At 70.9% G+C, this 21,287-nt stretch carries 14 protein-coding genes and 2 pseudogenes; 8 read left to right on the forward strand and 8 right to left on the reverse strand.

What is annotated here, in order from left to right:
- The first annotated feature begins 3 nt into the window (after positions 1-3).
- The 3 genes from NQU54_RS13665 (at position 4) to NQU54_RS13675 (ending at position 2,771) form a co-directional block, all read left to right on the forward strand.
- Complete coding sequence (locus NQU54_RS13665; protein ID WP_257631307.1) at positions 4-1,686, forward strand: FAD-dependent monooxygenase; 1,683 nt, start codon at positions 4-6, stop codon at positions 1,684-1,686.
- A 180-nt stretch (positions 1,687-1,866) separates the two neighbouring features.
- Positions 1,867-2,484 (forward strand): MPN domain-containing protein, encoded by a 618-nt coding sequence (locus NQU54_RS13670; protein ID WP_257631308.1) that lies wholly within the window; start codon positions 1,867-1,869, stop codon positions 2,482-2,484.
- 83 nt (positions 2,485-2,567) lie between these two features.
- Positions 2,568-2,771 carry a hypothetical protein gene (locus tag NQU54_RS13675; RefSeq protein ID WP_257631309.1) on the forward strand — a complete coding sequence of 68 codons (204 nt, stop codon included), beginning with the start codon at positions 2,568-2,570 and terminating at the stop codon, positions 2,769-2,771.
- A gap of 78 nt (positions 2,772-2,849) precedes the next feature.
- Here the strand turns inward: NQU54_RS13675 and NQU54_RS13680 are convergent, their stop codons facing one another.
- Positions 2,850-5,594 (reverse strand): type 1 periplasmic-binding domain-containing protein, encoded by a 2,745-nt coding sequence (locus NQU54_RS13680; protein WP_257631310.1) that lies wholly within the window; start codon positions 5,592-5,594, stop codon positions 2,850-2,852.
- Between the two features lie 381 nt (positions 5,595-5,975).
- Between NQU54_RS13680 and NQU54_RS13685 the strand changes: the two genes are divergently transcribed.
- The gene (locus tag NQU54_RS13685) at positions 5,976-7,517 is read left to right on the forward strand and encodes an FAD-binding oxidoreductase (protein ID WP_257631311.1); all 1,542 of its coding nucleotides are present in this window, start codon (positions 5,976-5,978) and stop codon (positions 7,515-7,517) included.
- Between the two features lie 154 nt (positions 7,518-7,671).
- Entirely contained in the window at positions 7,672-8,985 is a 1,314-nt protein-coding gene (locus NQU54_RS13690; RefSeq protein WP_257631312.1) for an MFS transporter, read from the forward strand.
- A gap of 27 nt (positions 8,986-9,012) precedes the next feature.
- Here NQU54_RS13690 and NQU54_RS13695 read toward each other — a convergent pair whose 3' ends face one another.
- Positions 9,013-9,939: a VOC family protein gene (locus NQU54_RS13695; protein WP_257631313.1), complete on the reverse strand. Its 927-nt coding sequence runs from the start codon at positions 9,937-9,939 to the stop codon at positions 9,013-9,015.
- A gap of 27 nt (positions 9,940-9,966) precedes the next feature.
- Positions 9,967-10,809, reverse strand: coding sequence for a fumarylacetoacetate hydrolase family protein (locus NQU54_RS13700; protein ID WP_257631314.1), 843 nt, complete (start codon positions 10,807-10,809; stop codon positions 9,967-9,969).
- Positions 10,810-11,072: 263 nt separating this feature from the next.
- Between NQU54_RS13700 and NQU54_RS49755 the strand changes: the two genes are divergently transcribed.
- Entirely contained in the window at positions 11,073-11,387 is a 315-nt protein-coding gene (locus tag NQU54_RS49755) for a GntR family transcriptional regulator (protein ID WP_257631386.1), read from the forward strand.
- Here NQU54_RS49755 and NQU54_RS13710 read toward each other — a convergent pair.
- From NQU54_RS13710 to NQU54_RS13720, 3 genes and pseudogenes are all read right to left on the reverse strand, one after another.
- Positions 11,368-11,856, reverse strand: a pseudogene (locus tag NQU54_RS13710) (glycoside hydrolase N-terminal domain-containing protein); the annotation flags it as partial. The gene NQU54_RS49755 and the pseudogene NQU54_RS13710 sit on opposite strands and share 20 nt — an antisense overlap.
- Positions 11,857-11,915: 59 nt before the next feature.
- Positions 11,916-13,736 carry an alpha-galactosidase D gene (locus tag NQU54_RS13715; protein WP_257631315.1) on the reverse strand — a complete coding sequence of 607 codons (1,821 nt, stop codon included), beginning with the start codon at positions 13,734-13,736 and terminating at the stop codon, positions 11,916-11,918.
- Positions 13,737-14,053: 317 nt separating this feature from the next.
- A complete protein-coding gene (locus NQU54_RS13720) occupies positions 14,054-15,265 on the reverse strand; it encodes an ROK family transcriptional regulator (RefSeq protein ID WP_257631316.1) in 1,212 nt (403 codons plus the stop codon).
- Between the two features lie 269 nt (positions 15,266-15,534).
- Here NQU54_RS13720 and NQU54_RS13725 point away from each other — a divergent pair.
- Positions 15,535-17,668, forward strand: a pseudogene (locus NQU54_RS13725) (alpha-galactosidase).
- A gap of 54 nt (positions 17,669-17,722) precedes the next feature.
- On the opposite strand, the gene NQU54_RS13730 reads toward NQU54_RS13725, so the two are convergent.
- Complete coding sequence (locus NQU54_RS13730) at positions 17,723-18,589, reverse strand: LysR family transcriptional regulator (RefSeq protein WP_257631317.1); 867 nt, start codon at positions 18,587-18,589, stop codon at positions 17,723-17,725.
- A gap of 257 nt (positions 18,590-18,846) precedes the next feature.
- Here NQU54_RS13730 and menE point away from each other — a divergent pair, with 257 nt between their 5' ends.
- Positions 18,847-20,004, forward strand: coding sequence for an o-succinylbenzoate--CoA ligase (gene menE, locus NQU54_RS13735; protein WP_257631318.1), 1,158 nt, complete (start codon positions 18,847-18,849; stop codon positions 20,002-20,004).
- A gap of 125 nt (positions 20,005-20,129) precedes the next feature.
- On the opposite strand, the gene menC is transcribed toward menE, so the two are convergent.
- Complete coding sequence (menC, locus tag NQU54_RS13740) at positions 20,130-21,242, reverse strand: o-succinylbenzoate synthase (protein ID WP_257631319.1); 1,113 nt, start codon at positions 21,240-21,242, stop codon at positions 20,130-20,132.
- Positions 21,243-21,287: the final 45 nt, after the last annotated feature.

Genomic DNA, 21,287 nt, shown 5'->3' on the forward strand with positions numbered 1-21,287 from the left:
GCCATGCGGCACACTGATGTGATCGTCGTCGGAGCCGGTCCCACCGGCCTCTTCCTCGCCGGCGAGCTGGCGCTCCAGGGAGTGCGGGTGACGGTGCTGGAGCGGTTGGAGGAACCCGATCCGACCATCAAGGCCGGTTCGATCAATGTCGCCAGCGCCGAGATCCTCGACCGGCGCGGTCTGCTGCCGGCCGCGGAGCGGGCCCAGCGCCGCCTGATGGCGTCGGTCGGCGCCTTCGCCGGAGGGACGGGCCACCGGCCGGTGCGCGAACAGCCGGACCGGCGGGAGCGGACGCCCCGCCGGTTCCCGGTCGCCGGGCACTTCGCGGGAATGCTGTTCCGCGGCGAGCTGGTCGATCAGAGCGACCCGGTGCTCGCCGCGCACACCGCGGTGGCGGGCGGCGTCGTGGTGCCACAGCACGATCTCGAGCTGCTGCTCGGGGAGCACTGCGACCGACTCGGCGTCGAGATCCGCCGCGGCGTCGAGGTGCGCGGGGTGCGCGGGGTGCGCGGGGTGCGCGGGGTGCGCGGGGTGCGCGGGGTGCGCGGGGTGCGCGGGGTGCGCGGCACGGGCGAGGGGCTCATGGACGACGCCGACGTCGTGGTGGAGACCAGCGCGGGTGAACTGACCGCCGGGTGGGTGGTCGCGGCCGACGGGGGCCGCAGTGTGATCCGCAAACAGCTCGGCGTCGAATTCATCGGAACCGATCCCCAGATGGTGGGGTACCAGGCGATCGCCGACTTCGACGACCCGAGCGAGCTGAACCGCGGGTGGACGTGGACACCTCGTGGCGTCTACGCCTACGGGCCGATCCCGGGACGCATTCTCGTCGCGCGATTCGGATCGCAGCCCGAGGACCGGAACGCTCCCGTCACGATCGCGGAACTGGAGCGCGTCGTGCGGAACGTCACCGGAACCGAGGTGACCCTCAAGGGACTTCAAGGCCGTGCGACCCGATGGTCCGACCACGCCCGGCAGGCGCGGACCTACCGCCACGGCCGGGTGCTGCTCGCGGGCGACGCCGCCCACGTGCACGCGCCGTTCAGCGGCCAGGGTCTGAACCTCGGCCTCGGCGACGCGGTGAACCTCGGCTGGAAGCTCGCCGCCACCGTCAACGGGTGGGCCCCGGCAGGACTGCTCGACACATACGAGACCGAACGTCACCCGATCGCGGCGTGGGTCCTCGACTGGACGCGGGCCCAGGTCGCGCTCCTGCGCGGCGACGAGCACACGGCGCGGCTGCGGAAAATCGTCGGCGGTGAGCTGCTCACCGTGCCGGGGGCGATGAACCGCGTCGTCGCCCTGACTTCCGGGATCACGCAGCACTACGACGTGGCCGACGAGGCCGTGGCGCCGGTCGGTTCGATAGCCGGGGACGTCGAGCTCGCCTCCGGAAACCGACTCGCCGACCACGCGCACGACGGGCGCTTCATACTGGTCGACCGTTCGCCGGACGGCCAATTCGCCACGGCAGCGGGCGAGTTGAAGAGCAGGATCACCTACGTGGCGGATCCTGCCCCGGACACGTCGCTGCCGAGCCTGCTCGTGCGCCCGGACGGCATCGTCGTATGGGCCACCGCCACCACGCAGGATGCCGCGCTGTCCGCCCACCACGTCCACGATGCCCACGAGCGGCTCGACGCCGCGATCCGGCGCTGGATCGGCGCGAGCTCCCTGCCACTTTGACCGCGAACGCGCGGCAGTCGGCACCCGCCAGGACCAGGCCCCCGAAGGCGGAGACGATGGCGGAGACGAAGGCGGGAGTGAAGGAAGCGATGCCGTTTGAGAGTTCAAGAATGCCGGGATACAGTACGACGGCTCCGCTCCCCCACCGCATTCGACATCCACATCGAGAGGTGGTTTGGCATGCGCGCGTCGCATTTAGGTGAATGTTGTACGGTCCTGGTAGAGGACCAGGCGCTCGATGATTTTCTCGAGGTGGCCGTCGGTGAGTATCAGCGCATCACCCCCGAATCACCGGTGCCGTGTTTCGCCCTCCTCGTCGGTACGGCGGACCAGGCGACATTGACCGTCGAGCTCGTCGCGTTCGGCCGCAATGCCCGTACCACCGACCCGGCCGCGCGCCGTGAGTTCACCGAGTCGATCGTGCCACTCTTCGGCCCGGCATACGAGAACGAGACACGTGGCTGGTGGATCGACTCCCATGACCTGCTGAGGGCCTCGCGCGAGGCCGAGGCCGATGGTCTGGAAATCCTGGGATCCGTGCACATGCACCCCGACTGGCATCGCATAGGCCCGCTGGAGGAGCGGAAACTCATCCCCAGCGAGCGCCCCACGCCGATGGATCAGCACATCTTCGGGAACACCGGCTGGCCCGTCAATCTCATCTGCTACCTCGAACGCCGTGGCGATGTCATGTATCACGCCCTCGCCGCCTGGGCGCCGCCGCCGTCCGAGAGCTCCCACCAGCCGTGCACCGAACTGCCGCTGCGGATACGGACCAACGCAGTGGTGGCGGTATAAGACCGCCGACCGCGACCCTCTCCGACGGATACCTCAGCCTCGCCCTGATCAAGCACCAGCTCAACGGCGACACCCCCTTGGGCATGAACCACTTCGGATTCCACGTCGCCGACACATCCGAGATATCCGCCGCCCTGGTCGCCTCCGGCGCCGACGAACCCGCCGAGCGCTTCACCAACCGCCCCTTCGCCGAGTACCGGGCCATGGACCCGGAGGGCAACTGGTTCGACCTCTCCGCCCACGGCTTCGGCGGCCCCCGCCCGGCCACCGAAGCGGACGAGAAGTAGACGAGAAGTAACGGCCCCCGGGGGGCCTGGGTGCCTCACGCGCGCTCGGTTGGCTCGTGGGGGCGTTGCCGGATCGTCCTACGCGGTGCAGGGCTCGCCGTGTGCCGCGTAGGTCCGCCCCTGGCGGTAGGCGCCGCAGGCGACCACGGCGACGGGTCCCCCGGCGGTCTGGCGTAACAGCACCAGTGTCTTGTCGGCGGGCGGCTGGTTGACGCCCTGGTGGTAGGAGACATAGCCGGTCGCCCCGTCGAAACGGATGCTGTCGCTGCCGAGCGCGGTGAGTACGGCGCCCGGTGTGGCGTGTTCGTCCCGGTAGGCCAGATCGGTGGCCAGGGAGAGTACGTGCAGGGCGTCGTACGCGACGGCGGCGTGGCCGTCCTGTCGCCATGGGTCGGTGCCCCTGGTGGTGGTGCGCACGAACCGGTCGTAGGCGTCCGCGAAGTCCCTGGTCTTGGTGCCGGCCCGGGGGTCCGTGTCCGGCAGGCGGTGGCCGGAGAAGTACAGGCGCAGCCAGTGTTTGTCGTTGAAGGCGCCGGTCTGCGCCACGTTGGTCAGGTCGTTGCCGCCCAGCACGGTGACATCACGGTCGCCACAGGTCCCCTTGTGGTCCATGGCGTTGATGAACGCGGTGAACTCACGGGCCCGCGCGCTCCAGTACACGAGGGAGTCGGGAGACTCGCGCAGCCGTCTGCACACCTCGTCCGCGAGGTTCTCCGCACTGTCGAACCTGAGATCGTCGGCGCCCGCGCCGGAGAAGTCTGCATCCTGCGCGTAGTCCAGTACATCGATCTCGCCTTCGAAGCTGTCCCTGAACCGTCCGGCGAGACCTCGGCTGTAGAGGTCAGCCGGGGTCTGGATGACGATGGCGTGATCGGCGGGCGCGCAGCCGCCCGCCGGGCCCGGCCGCGGCAGGATGGGGAAGGTCCTGGCGAAGTCCGCTTCGATGCCGGCCTCGGTCTTGTTGAGCGGGGTGAAGGGCCAATAGGTCCGGTAGTCGCCGTTGTGGATCATCTCGTCGGCGGTCGCGGTGGTCCCCACGGCGGGGATCCGGGCCTTGCCCAGCACCCCCAGCGCGGCCGCGGTCTCCTTCCTGCTCTGCTCGAACCCGAGCACACCGACGATCTGCCGCTCCCCCGTCCGCTTGCCGCCCCGCACCTCGGCCACCAGCTTCCTGGCGGACCGCTCGGCGTCGTGGAACGCCTTGCCGGTCGTGCGGATCTCCACCCTCAGCGGCACCAGCGCCTCGTCGGAGCCCGCGTCGTCGTTCAGCTTGCGCTGCCACAGGGCGACACCGCGCAGTTCGGGGATGGTGCCGTCGTAGAGCGTGTCCGTCTCGTCGACCGGTTTCTCCGAGCTGAACCACACCACGGTGCGGACGGTTCTGCCCTGCGCGGCGTACTGCTCGGCCCGCGCGTTCTGGCGGGTGATTTCGCCGACCGCCGCCTCGTACCACTCCGCGGGCCGCACCCGCACCGGCTCGGTCCGGGCCGCCGCGACGGTGTCATCCCCTCCGACGCAGGACTCGCGCCCGGGTCCGAGGGGGAAGGCCAGCGGGGTCAGGACGAGCGCGGCCACGACGCCCCAGGCCGTGATGTGCACGGCCCACCATGGGAGCTTGAACCGCCTCGGGTCCACCCGTGCGATGTCCTGCCCCGGCCGCCCGAAGGGCTCCTCGTCCAGCGGCACCAGCACCGGCTGCCCATCACCGGCGCGCAGCGCGTCCGCGGCCTGTCCGAGGGTGCCGGCCACCGGGTTGCCGAGCGCCGACAGCAGCGTGTCCGAGGGCCGTCCGACCACGATCAGCACCGGAAGGTGTGAGGCGGCCGTACGACCGGCGGCGTGGCACGAGCTCAGGAACCGCTCGACCGCCTCCGCCCGACGCGTGTCCTCCGGGATACGCACGAGCAGCACCGGAGCGGCGGTCCGGCGCCGGCGCCGGGGCAGCAGACGGCCCACCGGTGGCACGGCGAGGTCCGCCAACAGGGCCTGGACCAGGAGCAGTTCGAGGGCTTGCAGCGCGGCTCGGTGGCTGGGGTGACCGGCGTCCAGGGCGAGCCCGGCGCGCTGCGCGTCGAGCACGGTCGCCAGGATCTCGAACAGATCCGCGCTGCCCCGCGCCTCGTCCAGTTCCGCGCCGAGCCAGCGCGCCCCGCGCCGTAACGACAGCCACGCCGGCCGAATCAGCTGATGGGTCATCCGCCGCGTCCACCACCAGCGCGGTAGGGAGTCCGTGAGCGGCTGCCACACGGCGCTCAGGACGAAGCCGATCGCCCCGCCGACCGCTCCGTCACCCGCCGCGGCCGTACCGCTGACCTTGTGCAGCCAGCAGGGAAGGCCACCGCGCGCCACCCGGCCCGCATAGGCGGCCCTGCGCAGGACATCGGCATCGGAGGCGGCGAGGGGATCCCGCAGCGCCCTCAGGATCACGTCCCGCACCAGCGCGGAGTGCGGGAAACGGTCGGGAGTCATATGGCGTGGCAGGTTGTACGCGAGGTCCTCACGCGCCGCCATGGCGATGAGCGGCGTCGCCGCCGTGACCGACTCCGTGGACAGGACGCCGTAGGGCACCAGCTTCCCGCCGTCGGTGAGCGGGCGCTCCAGCGCGTCGATCACCCGGCGGACCCGCTCCCGGTACTCGAGCCCGGTACCCGGCACACGCAGCAGGATCATGGACGACGTGGCCGACAGCCGCCGCCGGTCGGCGAAGGGCGGAGCCACCTTCCGCCGGTACTCGTGGCGGAGCCTGCCCGCCTCCCGGTCATCGGGGAACCCCTGGAACCCTTCGGGCTCGCGGCGCGCGGACGTATTGGGCGCGGCAGGCATCATCACGACCTTTCGTCGGGCCCCGAACCGCACACCGATATGTCGGTCCGGGCGAGGCAGGGAAGCGGCGTATCAGCCGGCGCTCCTGCCCGGGGACTTCCGGCACCGGCCCGTTCTACCCGCCACCCGTGGGACCCCTCCCCGCGGTCGGGCGCGGTCCTGTGCGCCGTACCGGGCTGGGGCATTCAGCGGTAGGTCGGCATCCTTTCGGGTTGCGGGGCCCGTGGACGGATCTCGTTTCGCAGCCGTGCCGAGCATGGGTCGATTGACTTGGCGCGGGGAGGCGATCGCGCCTCCGGAGCGTCTCGTGTGAGGGCAGCCACGTTGATCAACAGGCGGAATGTACTGCGGGCAGGCACGGTGGGGGTTTTGGGAGCGGAGGTGGTGGGCTCGCAGTCGCCGCCCGCCGCTGCCGCGCCATCCTCCGGGACGGCGGAGCGAGTCAGTCAGCGGGACTGGGAGCTGCTGGTCCGGGCGCTGTCGCCGCGTTCCACGCTGTACCGGCCGGGAGACTCCGGCTATCCGCCGCTGGCGCTGCCGTTCAACCATCGGTACGCCGGGATCCGCCCCGCCGGAATCGTGGCGTGTGGCACCGCCGGGGATGTCCGTACGTCGGTCCGCTGGGCCCGCTCGGTGGGGCTGCCCGCCGTGCCTCGCTCCGGGCTGGGCCACAACTACGCCGGGTACTCCGCCACCACCGGTCTGCTGCTCAACATGGCCCGTATGAATGGCATCGACTCCACCCCGCTTCCGGGTGCCCGCTCCCGGACCCGGACGTACGGGCGGATGAGGGTCGTCCACGACGCGGGGACCGTGACCGTGGGGGCGGGGGTCACCAACGGCGATCTGCACCCGATGCTGGAGGACCGCGGCATGTTCGTGCCGACCGGCCGCTGCCCCACGGTCGGGGTGGCCGGGCTGGTGCTCGGTGGCGGTATCGGCTTCAGCGACAAGATGTTCGGCCTGACCTGCGACCGGCTGGTCTCGACGACCGTGGTACTCGCCGACGGCGGTGTGGTGGAGGCCAGTGAGGACGCGCACCCCGATCTGTTCTGGGGCTGCCGCGGCGGGGCGGGGAACAACTTCGGTGTCAACACCTCCTTTACGTTCCAGTACGAGCGGTTCCAGGGCGATGTGGGTGTCTACGAGTTGCGCTGGAGCCTGGACTCGGCACTGCCGGTGATGGCCGCCGCGCAGCGGATCGCCGTGAACACGCTGGACGACAAGCGGTTCCATCTCCGTGTCGGCATGGGGACCCATGGGTTCACCAGGGACGAGATCCGCGCCAACGCGGGTGTCAATGCCATCGGCCAGTTCTACGGCCACCTCGATGAGCTGCGCGACATCCTGGCTCCGCTGCTCGCCATCGGTACGGCCGAGGAGCGGGCCCGCAACAAGGCGTCCGTCCGCGAGGTCACTCCGGGGGAGGCGAGTGTGCTGCTGAGCGCCACCACACCGGTGCAGCAGTTCGGCGCCAAGTCGGCGGTACTGACGGCCCGGAGGCTGCTGACCGATGAGCAGGTGGCCGCCGCCGCCGAACAACTGCTGGAGTGGCCCGGCAGCGACAACGAGGACGGAGCCGGGTTCGCCATGTTCGCCCTCGGTGGCGAGATCAACCAAGTGCCGCCGGACGCGACGGCGTTCGTGCACCGGAACGGAGTGTTCGTCCTCGCCGCCGAGACCTCCTGGGCGGACTACGATCCGCCGAGCGTCGCCACGGCGAATCTCGACTGGCTCCGTGAGTTCTACTTCGCCATTTTCGGTGGTACGCCTCCCCCGCAGTCGTATCAGAATTTCCCGGATCCGACCCTGAAGGACTGGCGGCGGGCGTATTACGCTGCGAACTACGACCGGCTGGTCCGAGTGAATCAGAAGTACGACCCCACCAACTTCTTCAGCTATCCGCAGGCGATCGGCACCTGACGTTCTCGGTCCGCCGCCGCACGCCCTCAGGCATCGGTGTGGCGGAGTGGCGGGGAAAGACGAGGACTTGGCTGTTTCGTTGCCGGTCTCGCGCCTCTCGGAGTAGTGTCACGCGAATCATGGTGTGGCCGGAACGTCCCGAGAGGGTGCCACTGTGCGCGCATGGCTCCCCGATGCTCGTGGCCACCGGCGGCTGTTCTCCGCACTCGCCATCGACGCCCTGGGCACCGGCCTCTTCCTGCCGTTCTCCATCCTCTATTTCACCGCGACGACCGATCTGAGCCTCGGCAGGGTCGGACTGGCCCTGTCCATCGCGGCGTTGATACGCATTCCGGCGACCGCGGGCGCGGGAATGTTCTGTGATCGGTTCGGCGCCCGTCGCACGGTGGTCGTCTCGAACCTGACCCAGGCGGTCGGGTTCTTCAACTACCTGTTGGTGGGTTCCTTCGGTCATCTGCTCATCGCCGCGGTGGTCGTACAGCTCGGCAACTCCGCGTTCTGGGTGGCCTATCCGCCCCTGGTGCACGATGTCGCCGAGGGGAAGCACCAGGAGTCCTGGTTCGCCCTGATCACCACGTTGCGCAATGCGGGGCTCGGGGTCGGCGCTCTGGGCGCGAGCCTCGCCGTCGCGATCGGCGGGACGAACGGATACACCGCGATCGTCGCCGTCAACGCCGTGTCGTTCGCCGTCGCGGCGGTCCTGACACGGCTCGGCTCCTCGGGCGGCGATCACGCCGTATCCGTCCCGGAGCACGGCAACACCACACAACGCGCCGATGTGAGCGGCTGGGCGAGCACACTTCGGGACCGGCCCTTCCTCGGATTCGTCGTGCTCAACTTCGGGCTCGCCCTGCTCTCGCTCGCCTTCGCCCTCGCTGTTCCCGTCTTCCTGGTCGAGACGGTGCGTCTGCCGCCGTGGATACCCGGCACCGTTCTCGCGGTCAACGCCGTGCTCGGCGCGGTGGGCGCCACAGCCGTCGGCGCCGCCATCACCGGACGTCGGCGAGCGAGCAGCCTGATGGCGTCGCAGGCCATTGTCGGCGGCGCGTTCATGGCCGTGCTGTGCTCCGCGTATGTGCCATCGGCGGTCGGCATCTGCCTCGCGCTCGCCGCGGTCGTCCTGGTGACGGTCGGCGAACTGATCCAGGGCCTGATCGTGGCGCCCATCGTCAACGACCGTGCCACCGCGGCGAGTCGCGGCCGCTACAACTCGCTCTTCCAGATGGCCTTCAGCGTCGGCGATGTCGTCACACCGGCCCTCATGACCATGCTTCTGGCGCATGGACCGCTCGCCACCTGGCTACCGATGGCGGCCCTCGCCATGGTCGACATGCTCGGTATCGCCCTGCTCGCCAACCATCTCCCCGCGATGCGGCGCCGCGTCAATCAGCCCGACCGCACCGAACCCGACGGAAGCCGTGCCGCTCCACCCGCCCGGGCCCCCAGGCCCATGACGCGGCGGGATTGAGGGAGCCGGGGACGGCGGTCCGGTGGGTCAGCCCGTCGGGCTGTGGGTGCCGGTCATCAAGGCGGCGAGATCGTCGGGGGCGAGGAAGGACGGCGGGGGCGGCGGTCCCCAGTTGAACAGGCCCTTGGCGCCCTCCAGGACTTCCGGCGTCCACAGCTGGTCGTCGACGATGCAGTCCATGTCGGAGTAGTACTCGCTGAAGTTGCCCGCCGGGTCCTTGAGGTACCAGAAGAAGTTCGATCCGGCGTGGTGACGACCCAGGCCCCAGATATGGCGTTCGGGGTGGTCCTCCAGCATGGCGGCGGCGCCGCGGCCGACCTCGTCGATGTCGTCGACCTGCCACGAGGTGTGGTGCAGGAAGGTGACCGGGGCGGCCAGCACCAGGATGTTGTGGTGGTCGGTGGAGCAGCGCAGGAAGGCGCCCTGATCCTTGATGTGGTCCGACACCTTGAAGCCCAGCCCGTCCCGGAAGAAGGCCGTCGTCGCGTCGAAGTCCGTGGTGCCGATGACCGCGTGGCCCAGCTTGCGGGGCCGTACCGGGCCGTCACGCAGCACACCGGGGGCACGGGCATCGGTGCGGTCGCTGCGTCCCGGGCCGTTGTAGACGGTGGCCGGCACCGGACCCTGAACCAGGCGGGGGGCCACCTCCAGTACGGCGCGGACCGCGGTGGCCTTGTCGTACGCGGTCAGGGTCATGTCCTCGGTGCGGGGTTCGGCGCCCAGGCGGTGCAGCCGGGACGCGGCCGCGGCGAGGTCGTCGGGGCTGTCCGCGCCGATGCGCACCTCGGCCAGACGGCGGGTCGGGGCGTGCACGATGCGCAGCTGACGGCCCACGTCCCGGGTGGAGAACCAGCCGTCCTCTTCAGGCGTGAGCCCGAAGTCGGCGTAGTAGGCGGCCGTCTCGGCGACGTTGGGGACCCCCATGGTGATGGAGGTCAGCCGGTGCAGTGCCATGAGGACTCCTTCGTCCGTCGGAACCGCTCAGGCCACGAAGGTCTGACGCAGCTCGCCGATGCCTTCGATGGTGCTCACCAGTTCGTCGCCCGCCGCCAGCCAGCGCTGGGGGTTGCGGCCGAGCCCCACACCGGCCGGTGTGCCGGTGAAGATCACGTCACCGGGCAGCAGCGGCAGGACCGCCGAGAGCCCGGCGATCAGGGCGGGGACGGAGAAGATCAGGTCCCGGGTGCGGCCCTTCTGCACTTCCTCACCGTTGATGGCACAGCGCAGTTCGAGGTCGTCGGGGTTGTCGAACTCGTCGGTGGTGACCAGCCACGGCCCGATCGGCGCGAAGCCGGGGAAGGACTTGCCCAGGCTGAACTGCGGGGCCGGTCCGGCCAGTTGCACCACCCGCTCGGAGATGTCCTGCCCGACCGCGAGGCCCGCCACATGCCGCCATGCGTCGGTCTCGGACACGGCCTCGGCGCGTCGGCCGATGACCACGACCAGCTCCACCTCCCAGTCGGTGTGGCCGCCCTCGGGCAGCTTCACCTCGGTGACGGGCCCGGTGATGGAGGTGGCGAACTTGGTGAAGACCGGCGGCAGCCCCTCGGGCGCGGCGAATCCGGACTCGGAGGCATGATCGCGGTAGTTCAGGCCGATGGCCAGCGTCTGCCGCGGCGCGGGGGCGGGCGAGCCGAGCTTCGCGGGCTCGAAGCCGTCTCCGGTGGGCAGGTCCGCGGTCTTCGCCCAGGTGTGGAACTCCTCCCAGCGCTCGTACACGGCCTGCGGATCGGCGGCGAAACGGCCGCCGCTGGCCTGCTCGACGTCCACGGCCCGGCCGTCGACGATCAAGGTCAGCCGACCGGAGAGATTGGCGATGCGCACGGTGTGGCTCCCGAAGGGTCGGTGGGAGCGGGCGCGGCGATGAACCGGCATCAGGCCGTATCACCGGTCCGTTCCCGCTGGTGACGGCGCTTCCCCGGCCAGGAGCGGCCGGAGCTTGCCCATCCACCAGCAATTCATCATGATGATTATCCCGATGCTGCGCCCGGTCGCGGCGGGCCGTCAAGAGCGCGCCCTGAAACAATCATGATGAATATGACGAGGAGGTGGGAGCCGTCGTGACTGCCACGTCCGACCCCGGAGAGGTGGCCCCCGGGGCACCGGCCGAGCCCGGCGCCGACGGCGTCACCGACCCGGGCCGAAGCGTTCGCGCCATCGGCGGCACGACCGCGCCTCGCCGTGGCCGCCGCGCCGACGGCGCACCCCGGGCGACGGCCTCGGGACGCGCCGAACAAGCGGCGGAACGCATCGCCGCGCTGGTCGGCAGCGTCCGTCCCGGATCCCGGCTGGGCACCAAGGAAGAGCTGCGCACCCTGTGCGAGGTGTCCGTGGGCACCTTCAACGAGGCTCTACGGCTCCTCCAGTCACGCGGTCTGGTCAGGTGCGGCGGTAGCCGTTGACGCCGGACAGGTCGTGGTCGGGGATGTCCACGGTGAGCCGGGCGAGCAGGGTGAAGGAGCCGAAGTCGCCGCGGCCGTAGGGGAATTGGCCGTCGGCGTCGAGGGTTTCGTTGAGGCCGCCGGTCCACATCGTGACATCGCTGATCAGCAGGAGTTCACGGCCGGGGTCGTTCCTCGCGAGGGCGCCGAGGCGGCCGTTGCCGACCGGCAGGCCCTGCTCGATCAGGGAGCCCTCGCCGCCGGGGGCCTGCCACCACAGCTGGTCGTGCGATGTGCCGGTGAGCGGCGGGATGTCGGCAGGCCGCCGGGGCGCGGCGGAGGCGGTGAAGGCGGGCAGGGCGCCGAGTGCGGCGGTGAGTCCGGCCGTCGCCGCGAGGGACAGCGCGGTTCTCCTGCTGAGGTCGCTGCCGGGGCTGTTGCCGGGGTCTCTGCTGGGGTCTTTGCCGGGGTCGGTCGGGCGGGGGTTCATGGCGGCTCCAGGCGTCTGAGATCCGAAGGGGGCCCGGCCGGGGCCGGGCCCCCGGGTGTTCAGGAGGACTTCGGTACGTCGATCCGGTCGATGTCCGGCGCGTAGTCGGAACCGCTGTCGAAGGTGATGGTGTTGGAGCCGGCCTTGAGCGTCACCGGTACATGGACGCTGTTGACGGTGGACCAGTCGCCGCTCGAGGGGAACTTGTGGCGCGTGGCGCCACCGCCGTTGGCCGAGATGTCGGCGGAGCGGGCGTCACCGCTGATGTAGGCGACCTTGATCTGGTAGGTGCCGGCCTTGTCGACGACGACGTTGTTGATGGTCAGCTTGCCACCGGTGTAGAGGTTGCCGACCTTGTGGCCGTCGGAGCAGGCCGCGCAGTCGGCGACCGAGGCGTTGCCGTCCAGGGTGTTCGCCGATGCCTCGGCCTCGATACCGGTCCAGGTGAGCGCGTCGCCGCGCGGGGTGACCGTGAAGAGGCGGGAGCCATGGGCGGGCAGGGCCTCGGTGATCTTGTTCTTGTGGCTGCCGAGGTTCTCGTGGTTCCACAGGTCCCGGACCGTGGCCTTGCCGGTGAAGCCGAGCGTCGACCAGTCGGCGGTCACCGAGGCGGGCTTGTCGGCGAGGTTGAACAGGGCGACGGTGTAGGTGCCGTCGTGGTTCTTCGCGGCCCACACCTGCTGGGGGTCGGACGGTGTGACCGGCTTCGCGGGCGGGGTGTCGCCCTGGTTGACGGCGAGGACCTCGCGGTTGGTCAGCAGGGAAAGACCGTAGGAGTCCAGCTTGGTCAGGTCGTCACCGGTGTAGAGCGGGGACTTGGCGATCGCCCACAGCGTGGCGTAGCTCTGCCGCTCGGCCTTGGTCAGGCCGTCCATCTCACCGTTGCCCACGTCGAGGGAGTCGAGGTCGTTCCAGCCGCCGGGGCCGGCGTGCCGGGTCCAGGCGGGGGTGTCGTCCCAGCGGTCGTCGACGGAGTTCTCCCAGCTGACGAGCGTGTTGCAGTAGCACTCGACGTCGGTGTCGACGCGCCAGCCGTTGGAGTGCTTCTTCCAGTCCTCGGCGTGGCCGATGTCCAGGGACCAGGACAGCTCCAGGTGGATCGGGCGGCCGGTGGCGGAGATCGCCTTCTGCCAGGCGGCCACGTCGGCGACGTTGTCGTAGTTGTCGCCGCTCTTGAAGGAGCCGGGGCCCACGCCGTCCAGCTTGAGGAAGTCATAGCCCCAGTCGGCGAACAGCCGGGCCTGGGAGTCGATGTACTTCTGTGCGCAGGGATTCGAGAAGTCGATCTTGTACGCGCTGTCCCAGCCGTTGGTGGTGCGCAGGTCGTCGTAGACGATATCGGCGGTGGTGCAGCCCTCGGCGTTCCAGATCGGCACCTTGCCGCCGCCGTACCCCTCCTTCTCCAGGCCGACGGGGAGATAGATACCGGCCTTGAGGTCCTTGGCGTGGATATGCTCGGCGACCGACTTCATACCGCTGGGGAAGCGCACCGGATCGGCCTTCTGCCGGCCGTACTCGTCGAACTCGGGCGTCCACGCGTAGTCGCGCCACCAGCCGGCGTCGATGTTGATGTACTCGTAGCCGTACTTCTTCAGCTTGGCGGCCATGGCGTCGGTCTGTTTCACGACGTTGGCCTCGGTGAGGTAGCTGTAGTCGCCGTTCGGGTTGAGGCCCGGGTACTTCGACGACTGCATGCTCCAACTGCTCCAGCCCATATAGGGCTTGACGGCGGCGGTGACCGAGGCGGCCGAAGTGGCGCTCCCGTCGTCGGGCTGTGCCCGCGCCGCCGGGGCGGCCGTCGCGAAGGCCGCGGCGAGGGCCAGGACGACGAGGGATCTCAGACCGCGTACGGGCATGAGGGGAGACGAGGATGACCGCATGGGTCCTACCTCCAGGAGGTGTGGTGCGGGGAATGGCGGGGAGACGCGGCGCGGTTCGGGGTGACGGCGGCGAGGGCTCGGCTCGTGCCCGTACCGAGGTGAACGCGCCGAGGAACGGGGGCCGGCGTGCGAAGTACACCAGCGGCGTGGGGGGCTCGCGGTCATTCGGCGAACGACGGCGCGAGCGAGGCTGGCGCGGGTGGCCGGACGAGGACAACAGGGTGATCAGCGGCAGGCGATGACGACCGCGAGGGAGAGGCGGTCGCCGCGTCCGCGACCGGAGTGGGAGAGGGTCGCGGAGGGCACGGTGTTCCTGTTCAGGCGGGCTGCGTCATGGCGGCTCCTCGTAGGTGCTGGTTCGCGTCGGACCTGATGAAGGACTGGATGGCGGTGGCCGCGGCGCCACGGGCCCACTCGTCGAAGGGCAGCGGCCGGGTCTGTACATCGCATCGCGCCGCGGAGCCGAAGGCCGCCGTGGCGAACGCGTCGCGGATGTGGTCGGCGAACAGGTCGTAGGCGGCCAGGCCCTCGCCGGAGATGATCACGCGTTCGGGGCCGAGCAGATTGGCCACGGTGGCGATACCGCGGCCGATGGCGTCACCGGCCCGTGCGTAGACCTCCCGGGCTCCGGCGACACCGTCGTGGGCCAGTCCGGCGGTCTCCACCGCGTCGGCCACCTGGACCCCGGTGGCCGCGCGGACCTGACGGACGATGGCGTCGTCGCTCGCGATGGCCTCCACACAGCCACGGTTGCCACAGTGGCAGCGCGGGCCCGCCGGGTCGACGGCCACGTGGCCGATCTCGCCGGCCACGCCATGGGCCCCGGCGACCACCTTGCCGTGGACCACGAGACCGCAGCCGATGCCCGCCCCGACCGTCACAAGGGCGAAGCCGGAAAGGCCCACGCCCGCCCCGAACCACTGCTCGGCCACGGTCAGCGCGCGTACGTCGTTGTCGACGGTCACCGGCAACCCGGTGGTCATGGCGGCGAGTTCGGCGAGCGGCACATCACGCCACTCCAGGAAGGGCGAGTAGCGCACGACGCCCTCGGCGCGGTCCACATCGCCGGAGACGGCCATGCCCAGTCCCGCGACGCGTACGCCGAGGCCGTCCGCCTCGATGAGCAACTCCCGTACGAGCTCCGCGGCCGACCCCAGCACCGCCTTGGGGTCCCGGGCGGCGAGGGGCACGTACCGGGCGACCAGGATCCGGCAGCACAGGTCGGTGAGCACACCGATGATCTTGTCGCCGGTCACCTTGACCCCGATGAACAGCGCACGGCCGCCGTCCACCCGCACCAGGTTCGCGGGCCGCCCGAGCGCCGGGCGCGCGTCCTCGTCCACGTCCTCCACGAGATAGCCGGCCTCGATCAGGGGACGGACCGCCTTGGTGACGGCCGCGGCCGACAGCCCCGCCCGCCGGGCCACCTCCGAACGGGTGAGAGGGCCCTGGGACAGGACCGTGGTGAAGATCTGCGAGCCGGCCGACGTATGCGCCGGGAACGACTCGGCAGCGGAGGGCGAGGACATGGCCGGGAACCTAGGCCCCTTATTTTCCGCTGTCAATGAAAGAAACAAGAATCACCTGAGAATTGCCTGTGAGTCCTGATCCCGCTTCCAAAGCCAGCCACACACGGGGTGTTGACATGTGATCGAAGGTCTCGTTGGCTTGCCGGGCGACCTCCCTCCCACTCACGTAAGTCACTCACCGAACTCACTCACCGAGTCACTCACCGAGCGCCCCGCATCCGTGGGGCGGCACCCGCCGCTCCCCCGCCGTCTCCCGAACGTGAGGCCCGATGCCGACGATCTCCCATGCCCCGGACAGCGGGGTCTGGCTGCTGACCACTCCCCACACCTCGTACGCCCTGCGCATCGACGACACGGGCGCCCCCTGCCATCTCGCTTGGGGGCCGCGGCTGACGCCGGCGGAGGCGGAGGAGCTGGTCGTGCCCGCCGGGGAGGCGGCGAGCAGCTTCGAGGGACGGCCCGCGGTGGGTGAGGAACTGCCGGTCGACGGCGGCCCGCGGTACGGCACGCCCTCCCTCCAGATCCGCTACGAGGACGGCTCCCGCGGCTTCGAATGGCAGCCGACCGGGCACCGCGTCATCACACCGTCCCACGGTGTGAGCGAACTCCATCTGGAGTTCCGCGACCGCCTCTATCCCCTGCGCGTCGCCCTCCACTACCGGGTGCGGGACGACACGGATGTCATCGAGCGCTGGACGGTGCTGCGCAACGACGGCGACCAGCGACTCGGGCTGGTCCGGGCCGACTCGGCGGCCTGGTCGCTGCCGCCGCTGGCCGACTACCGGCTCAGCCATGTCACCGGCCAGTGGTCCGCGGAGAGTCAGCTGCGCCGCGAACACCTGCCGCACGGGGAGACGGTGCTGACCAGCCGGCGCGGGATCCCCAGTCATCACGCCGCCCCCTGGGTGGTGGTGGACGCGGGTGACGCGGCCGAGGAGCACGGCAGGGTGTTCGGCGCGGCCCTCGCCTGGAGCGGGAGTTGGCGCATCACCGTCCAGCGCCCCGGACGGACGCGCGGGTTTCACCGGTGGCGTCGGCCACGAGGGCACCTGCGTGCCACTCGCGCCGGGCGAGGAATTCATCACCCCGGTGTTCGCCGGGCTGTGCACGGACGGCGGGTTCGGCGCGGCGAGCCGCGCCTGGCACGCGTACACGCTGAACCACGTCCTGCCGCATGGACGTGAGGTGGCGCCCGTGCTGTACAACTCCTGGGAGGCCACCGGCTTCGACGTGACCGAGGCGAACCAGAAGGCGCTGGCCGAGCGGGCCGCCGCCCTCGGTGTGGAGCTGTACGTCGTCGACGACGGCTGGTTCGGGGCCCGGCGCGGCGACCACGCGGGGCTCGGCGACTGGACCCCGGCCCGGGAGCGCTTCCCCCAGGGCCTCGGCCCCCTGGCCGACACGGTGCACCGCCTGGGCATGCGCTTCGGCATCTGGGTGGAGCCGGAGATGGTCAACCCCGACAGCGACCTCTACCGCGAGCACTCCGACTGGGTGCTGCACACTCCCGGCCGGGCCCGCAGCGAACTGCGCAACCAGCTCGTCCTGAACTTCGCGCGCGACGACGTCGCCGACTGGGCCCACGGCTGGCTGACCCGGCTGGTGGCGGATTGCGGCATCGACTTCCTGAAGTGGGACATGAACCGCGCCTTCAGCGAGGCCGGGTGGCCCGGCGCTCCCGACGGCAACGACCGGCTGTGGACACGCTATGTGGCCAATCTGTACGGCGTCCTCGACCGGCTGCGCGCCGACCACCCCGGGCTGCGCATCGAGACGTGCAGCGGCGGTGGCGGACGGATCGACCTCGGCATCCTCACCCGTACCGACCAGGCGTGGGCGTCGGACAACACCGACGCCGTCGACCGCCTGGTCATCCAGCACGGCTTCGGCCAGCTCCACCCGGCGCGCGCGATGTCCGCGTGGGTGACCGACGTGCCCAATCAACTCAGCTCCCGCACCGTGCCGTTGCGGTTCCGCTTCCATGTGGCGATGTGCGGGCTGCTGGGCATCGGCGGCGATCTGGCCCGCTGGTCCGAGGCGGAACTCGCCGAGGGCGCCGCTCTGGTGGCCGAGTACAAGCGGGTGCGCCACCTCGTCCAGCACGGCGCCCTGTACCGGCTGTCCGGGCCGCACGGCGAACAACCGACCGTGGTGCAGTACGCCGCCGAGGACGGCGCCGAGACCCTGGTCCTGGCCTGGCAGCGCGGCCCCCGCCACGGAGTGCCGCGCCTGCCGGTGCGGCTGCGCGGCCTCACCCCCGGCGCCCGCTACCGCGACACCCGCACCGGTGAGGTGCACCATGCCACCGTGCTCGCCGAGTACGGGTGCCACCCGGACCTCCGGCCCGGCGACTGGGCCAGCACGGCCGTACACCTGGTCAGGATGGAGCGGGAAGACGCATGACACCGGTCGCGTGCGCAGGCCGCTGGCCGACGGCTCGGCGTGGGACGGACGGTGTCATGGCGTACGGTCGCTCCCGCGGTAGGCGACGGTCGCGATCTGGACGAAGGAGCGGATCAGGGGATTGGTGTCGTCCTCCTTCCACGCCGCCACCACGCGGCTCGGCGGCATGTCGATCAGCGGCACCACGGTGAGCCCCGCCGGTGACCCGTGGCCCATGGGGGTCATGCCGACCGTGCCGTTCCACAGCACGGCCTGCCGGCATTCCTGGACGCCGCGCACCACCGGGCCCTCGCGAGGTTCCCCGCCGTTCCAGTACGACTGCCAGACGGGGTCGGTGCCCGCCGGGAACAGGAACCAGCGGCGGTCCGCCAGGTCGGCGAGGGCCAGGCTGTCGCGGCGGGCCAGCGGATCGTCGGCGCGCAGCAGCGCGCCCACCGGGTCGGCGCGCAACTCGTGCGTGGTCAGGCCGGTCTTGTCGAACGGCCCGCGGGTCAGGGCGACATCGACCAGTCCGGCGTGCAGCCCGCAGGTGGGATCGGTCAGATCGGTCTCGCGGATGTGGACCTCGACGTCCGGGTGCCGCCGGGAGTAGGCGGCGGCCAGCCGGGTGGCGCCCGGGTCGGTGCTGTCAGCCAGCATGCCCACGGTGATGGCCGCCGCTCCGGCCGCGGCGGCCACGCGTACGCGCACCCGGTCGGCATGATCGAGCAGCGCACGCGCCTCGTCCAGCAGCACCTCCCCCACCGGAGTGAGCGCGACACCGGCGGACGACCGGCGGAACAGCGCGGCGCCGACGTCGGTTTCCAATGCCTTGATCGCCCGGCTCAGCGGCGGCTGGCTCATATGCAGCCGGGCGGCGGCCCGGCCGAAGTGGAGTTCCTCGGCCACCGCCACGAAGTAGCGCAACGTTCGTAGCTCCATGGTGCGACGATACCCGTACGGTATCGGCATCCCGGCACGGGTCTCAAACAGTCGCCGCGCCCCGCCAGTGGAATCGATGTCCGCCGACCGGAGGGTGGTGGTCCGGGAGGCCGTGGCAGTTTCCTGACAGGTCGTTCCGCCACATCGGCCCACCGTGCCGTCGGGCCCTTAGCGTGGGCCGGAGGGGTGAGCGGTCTCGGGGTGTGAAGGCGATCGCTCGCGTGATGACGGATGTCTTTCGCGGAGGAGCCACCGCGATGCTGATCCTGCCTTGCGACGGTTCGGCGGACACGGTCGGCGCGCTGTCCTGTGCGCTGGCCGCGGCGGTCGAGGGGACCGGGGAAACCGTGCTGCCCGTGGCGGCCGGTGGGGGCCCGCCCGGTTTCGACACCAGCGGACCCGTGCCGACCGGGACGGCGGTGGTGGTCGGCACCTCCGGCTCCACCAGCGAGCCCAAGGGCGTGCTGCTCTCCGCCCGGGCGCTGCGCGCCTCGGCCGAGGCGACGCACACCAGGCTCGGGGGCCCCGGGCGCTGGTTGCTCACGCTGCCTGCACACCATGTCGCGGGCGTGCAGGTCCTGGTCCGCTCCCTTCTGGCCGGGGCGGAGGCAGTGGTCCACGATCTGGGGCAGGGCTTTCGGCCGGAGCGGTTCCGCTCCGCCGGATGCCGTTACACCGCGCTGGTGCCCACGCAGATCCGGCGTCTGCTGGATGCCGGTGGCCCCGGCCTGGCCGCGTTACGGGAGTTCGACGCCGTGCTGCTGGGCGGCGCGGGCGCACCCGAGCCGTTGCTGGCGCGTGCGCGGGAGGCGGGCGTGAGGGTGGTGACCACCTACGGCATGACGGAGACCGCCGGCGGCTGTGTCTACGACGGAGTGCCGCTGGCCGGGGTGCGGGTGCGGATCGGCCCGCCACCGGAGGGAACGGCCGGGCCCGCGGCGGGCGGTCCGATAGCTCTCGGCGGGCCGACCCTGGCATCGGGCTATCTCAACCGGCCGGAGCGGACGGCCCGTTCGTTCGAGGACGGCTGGTTCCGCACCGACGACCTCGGGCGCTGGCGGGAGGACGGCCGTCTTCAGGTGCTGGGCCGGGCCGACGACGTGATCGTCACCGGTGGTGTGAAGGTGTCCCCGTCCGTGGTGGAGCGGGTGCTGCGCGAACAGCCCGGAGTCGGGGACGTGTGTGTGGTGGGGGTGGACGACCCGGAGTGGGGGCAGATCGTCGTGGCCGCCATCGCTCCGTGTGAACCGGGCGCGGTGGGGCGGGAGGCGGTCGGCGCGCTGAAGGGCGCGGTCCGGGACCGGCTGGGACGCGCCGCCGCGCCCAAGGACATCCGGATCGTTCGGGCCCTGCCGCTGCGAGGCGTGGGAAAGCCGGACCGGCAGGCCGTGCGCCGCCTGTTCAGCGCGGAGTGAGGTACGGGACGGTACGGGGCGTGGGGTCCCGGTCGTCACGTACCGTCCGGTCGTCACTTATGGCCCGCGCCACGTACGACCCGCGTCACCTGCGGCCCGCGCCACGTACCGCCCCGCCGTCCGGCTCAGGCCGTCAGCTGGATGTGCCGCCGGGTGTGGGCCTCGAGGAAGTCATCCTTCACCTCGTACGGCACGGCCGTGTCCGGAACCTCGATCAGGCCGTCCACCGCCCGCGTTTCCGGAGTGACGATGTCCTCGCCGAAGTACTTGTCGGAGCCGGAGTTGTCGCCGGGCAGTGTGAAACCGGGCAGCGCCGAGAGCGTGACATTGGCCGCCCGGCTGATACCGAAGTCGTGCATACCACCGCACCACACCGGCACCCCGGCCGCCACACAGGCGTCATGGACCCGGACGGCCTCCAGCAGACCGCCCAGGCGAGCCGGTTTGATGTTGACCACACGGCAGCTGCCCAGCGCCAGCGCCTCCCGCGCCCGTCCGGCGGAGGTGAGGCTCTCGTCGAGGCAGAGCGGTGTGGTCAGTTCCTTTTGCAGGGTGGCATGGTCCAGCAGATCGTCCCAGGCCAGCGGCTGCTCGATCATCATCAGCCCGAACGCGTCCAGATCGCGCAGCCGCGGGAGGTATTCAAGGGTGTAGGCGCAGTTGGCGTCGGCCATCAGCGGCAGCTCCGGGAACCGGTTCCTGATCGCCTCCAGCACTTTCACATCGGCTCCTGGGCCGATCTTGACCTTCACCCGCTGGTACCCCTGCCCGACGTGGTGCGCGATGGTGTCGCACAGCCGGTCGTAGTCGCCGTCCATGCCCAGGCTGACGCCGGAGGGGACATGGGTGCGCGCCGCGCCACCGAGCAGAGCGGCCAGCGGTCGGTCCGTGGTGGCGGCCAGCAGGTTCCACCCGGCCATCTCCATGCCGCACCGGGCGAAGTTGTTGGCCTTGACCCGGCCGTAGAGGGCCGTGAACTCCTCGATGGTGTCCCAGGAGCGGCCCATGACCGCCGGAGCGAGGAAGTCGCGGGTCACGGACCACACGGTGTCGGTCGTCTCGCCCAGGTAGTACGGATCGACCGGCACGGGCGCCTCGCCCCACCCCGTGCGGCCGTCGGCGGTGGTGGCGCGGACGACCACATGCAGCAGGGTCCGGGCGCTGTGGGTGCTGGCGGTGAAGCCGTGGGTGAGCCGCAGCTCCACCACGTAGAGGTCGAGCCGGTCGATGCGCGGCACGGAGGTCCCCTTCCCGTCGTCGCGAGATGAAGTCGTCGATTGATG

This window comes from Streptomyces malaysiensis subsp. samsunensis (genome assembly GCF_024519315.1).
GTDB lineage: Bacteria > Actinomycetota > Actinomycetes > Streptomycetales > Streptomycetaceae > Streptomyces > Streptomyces malaysiensis.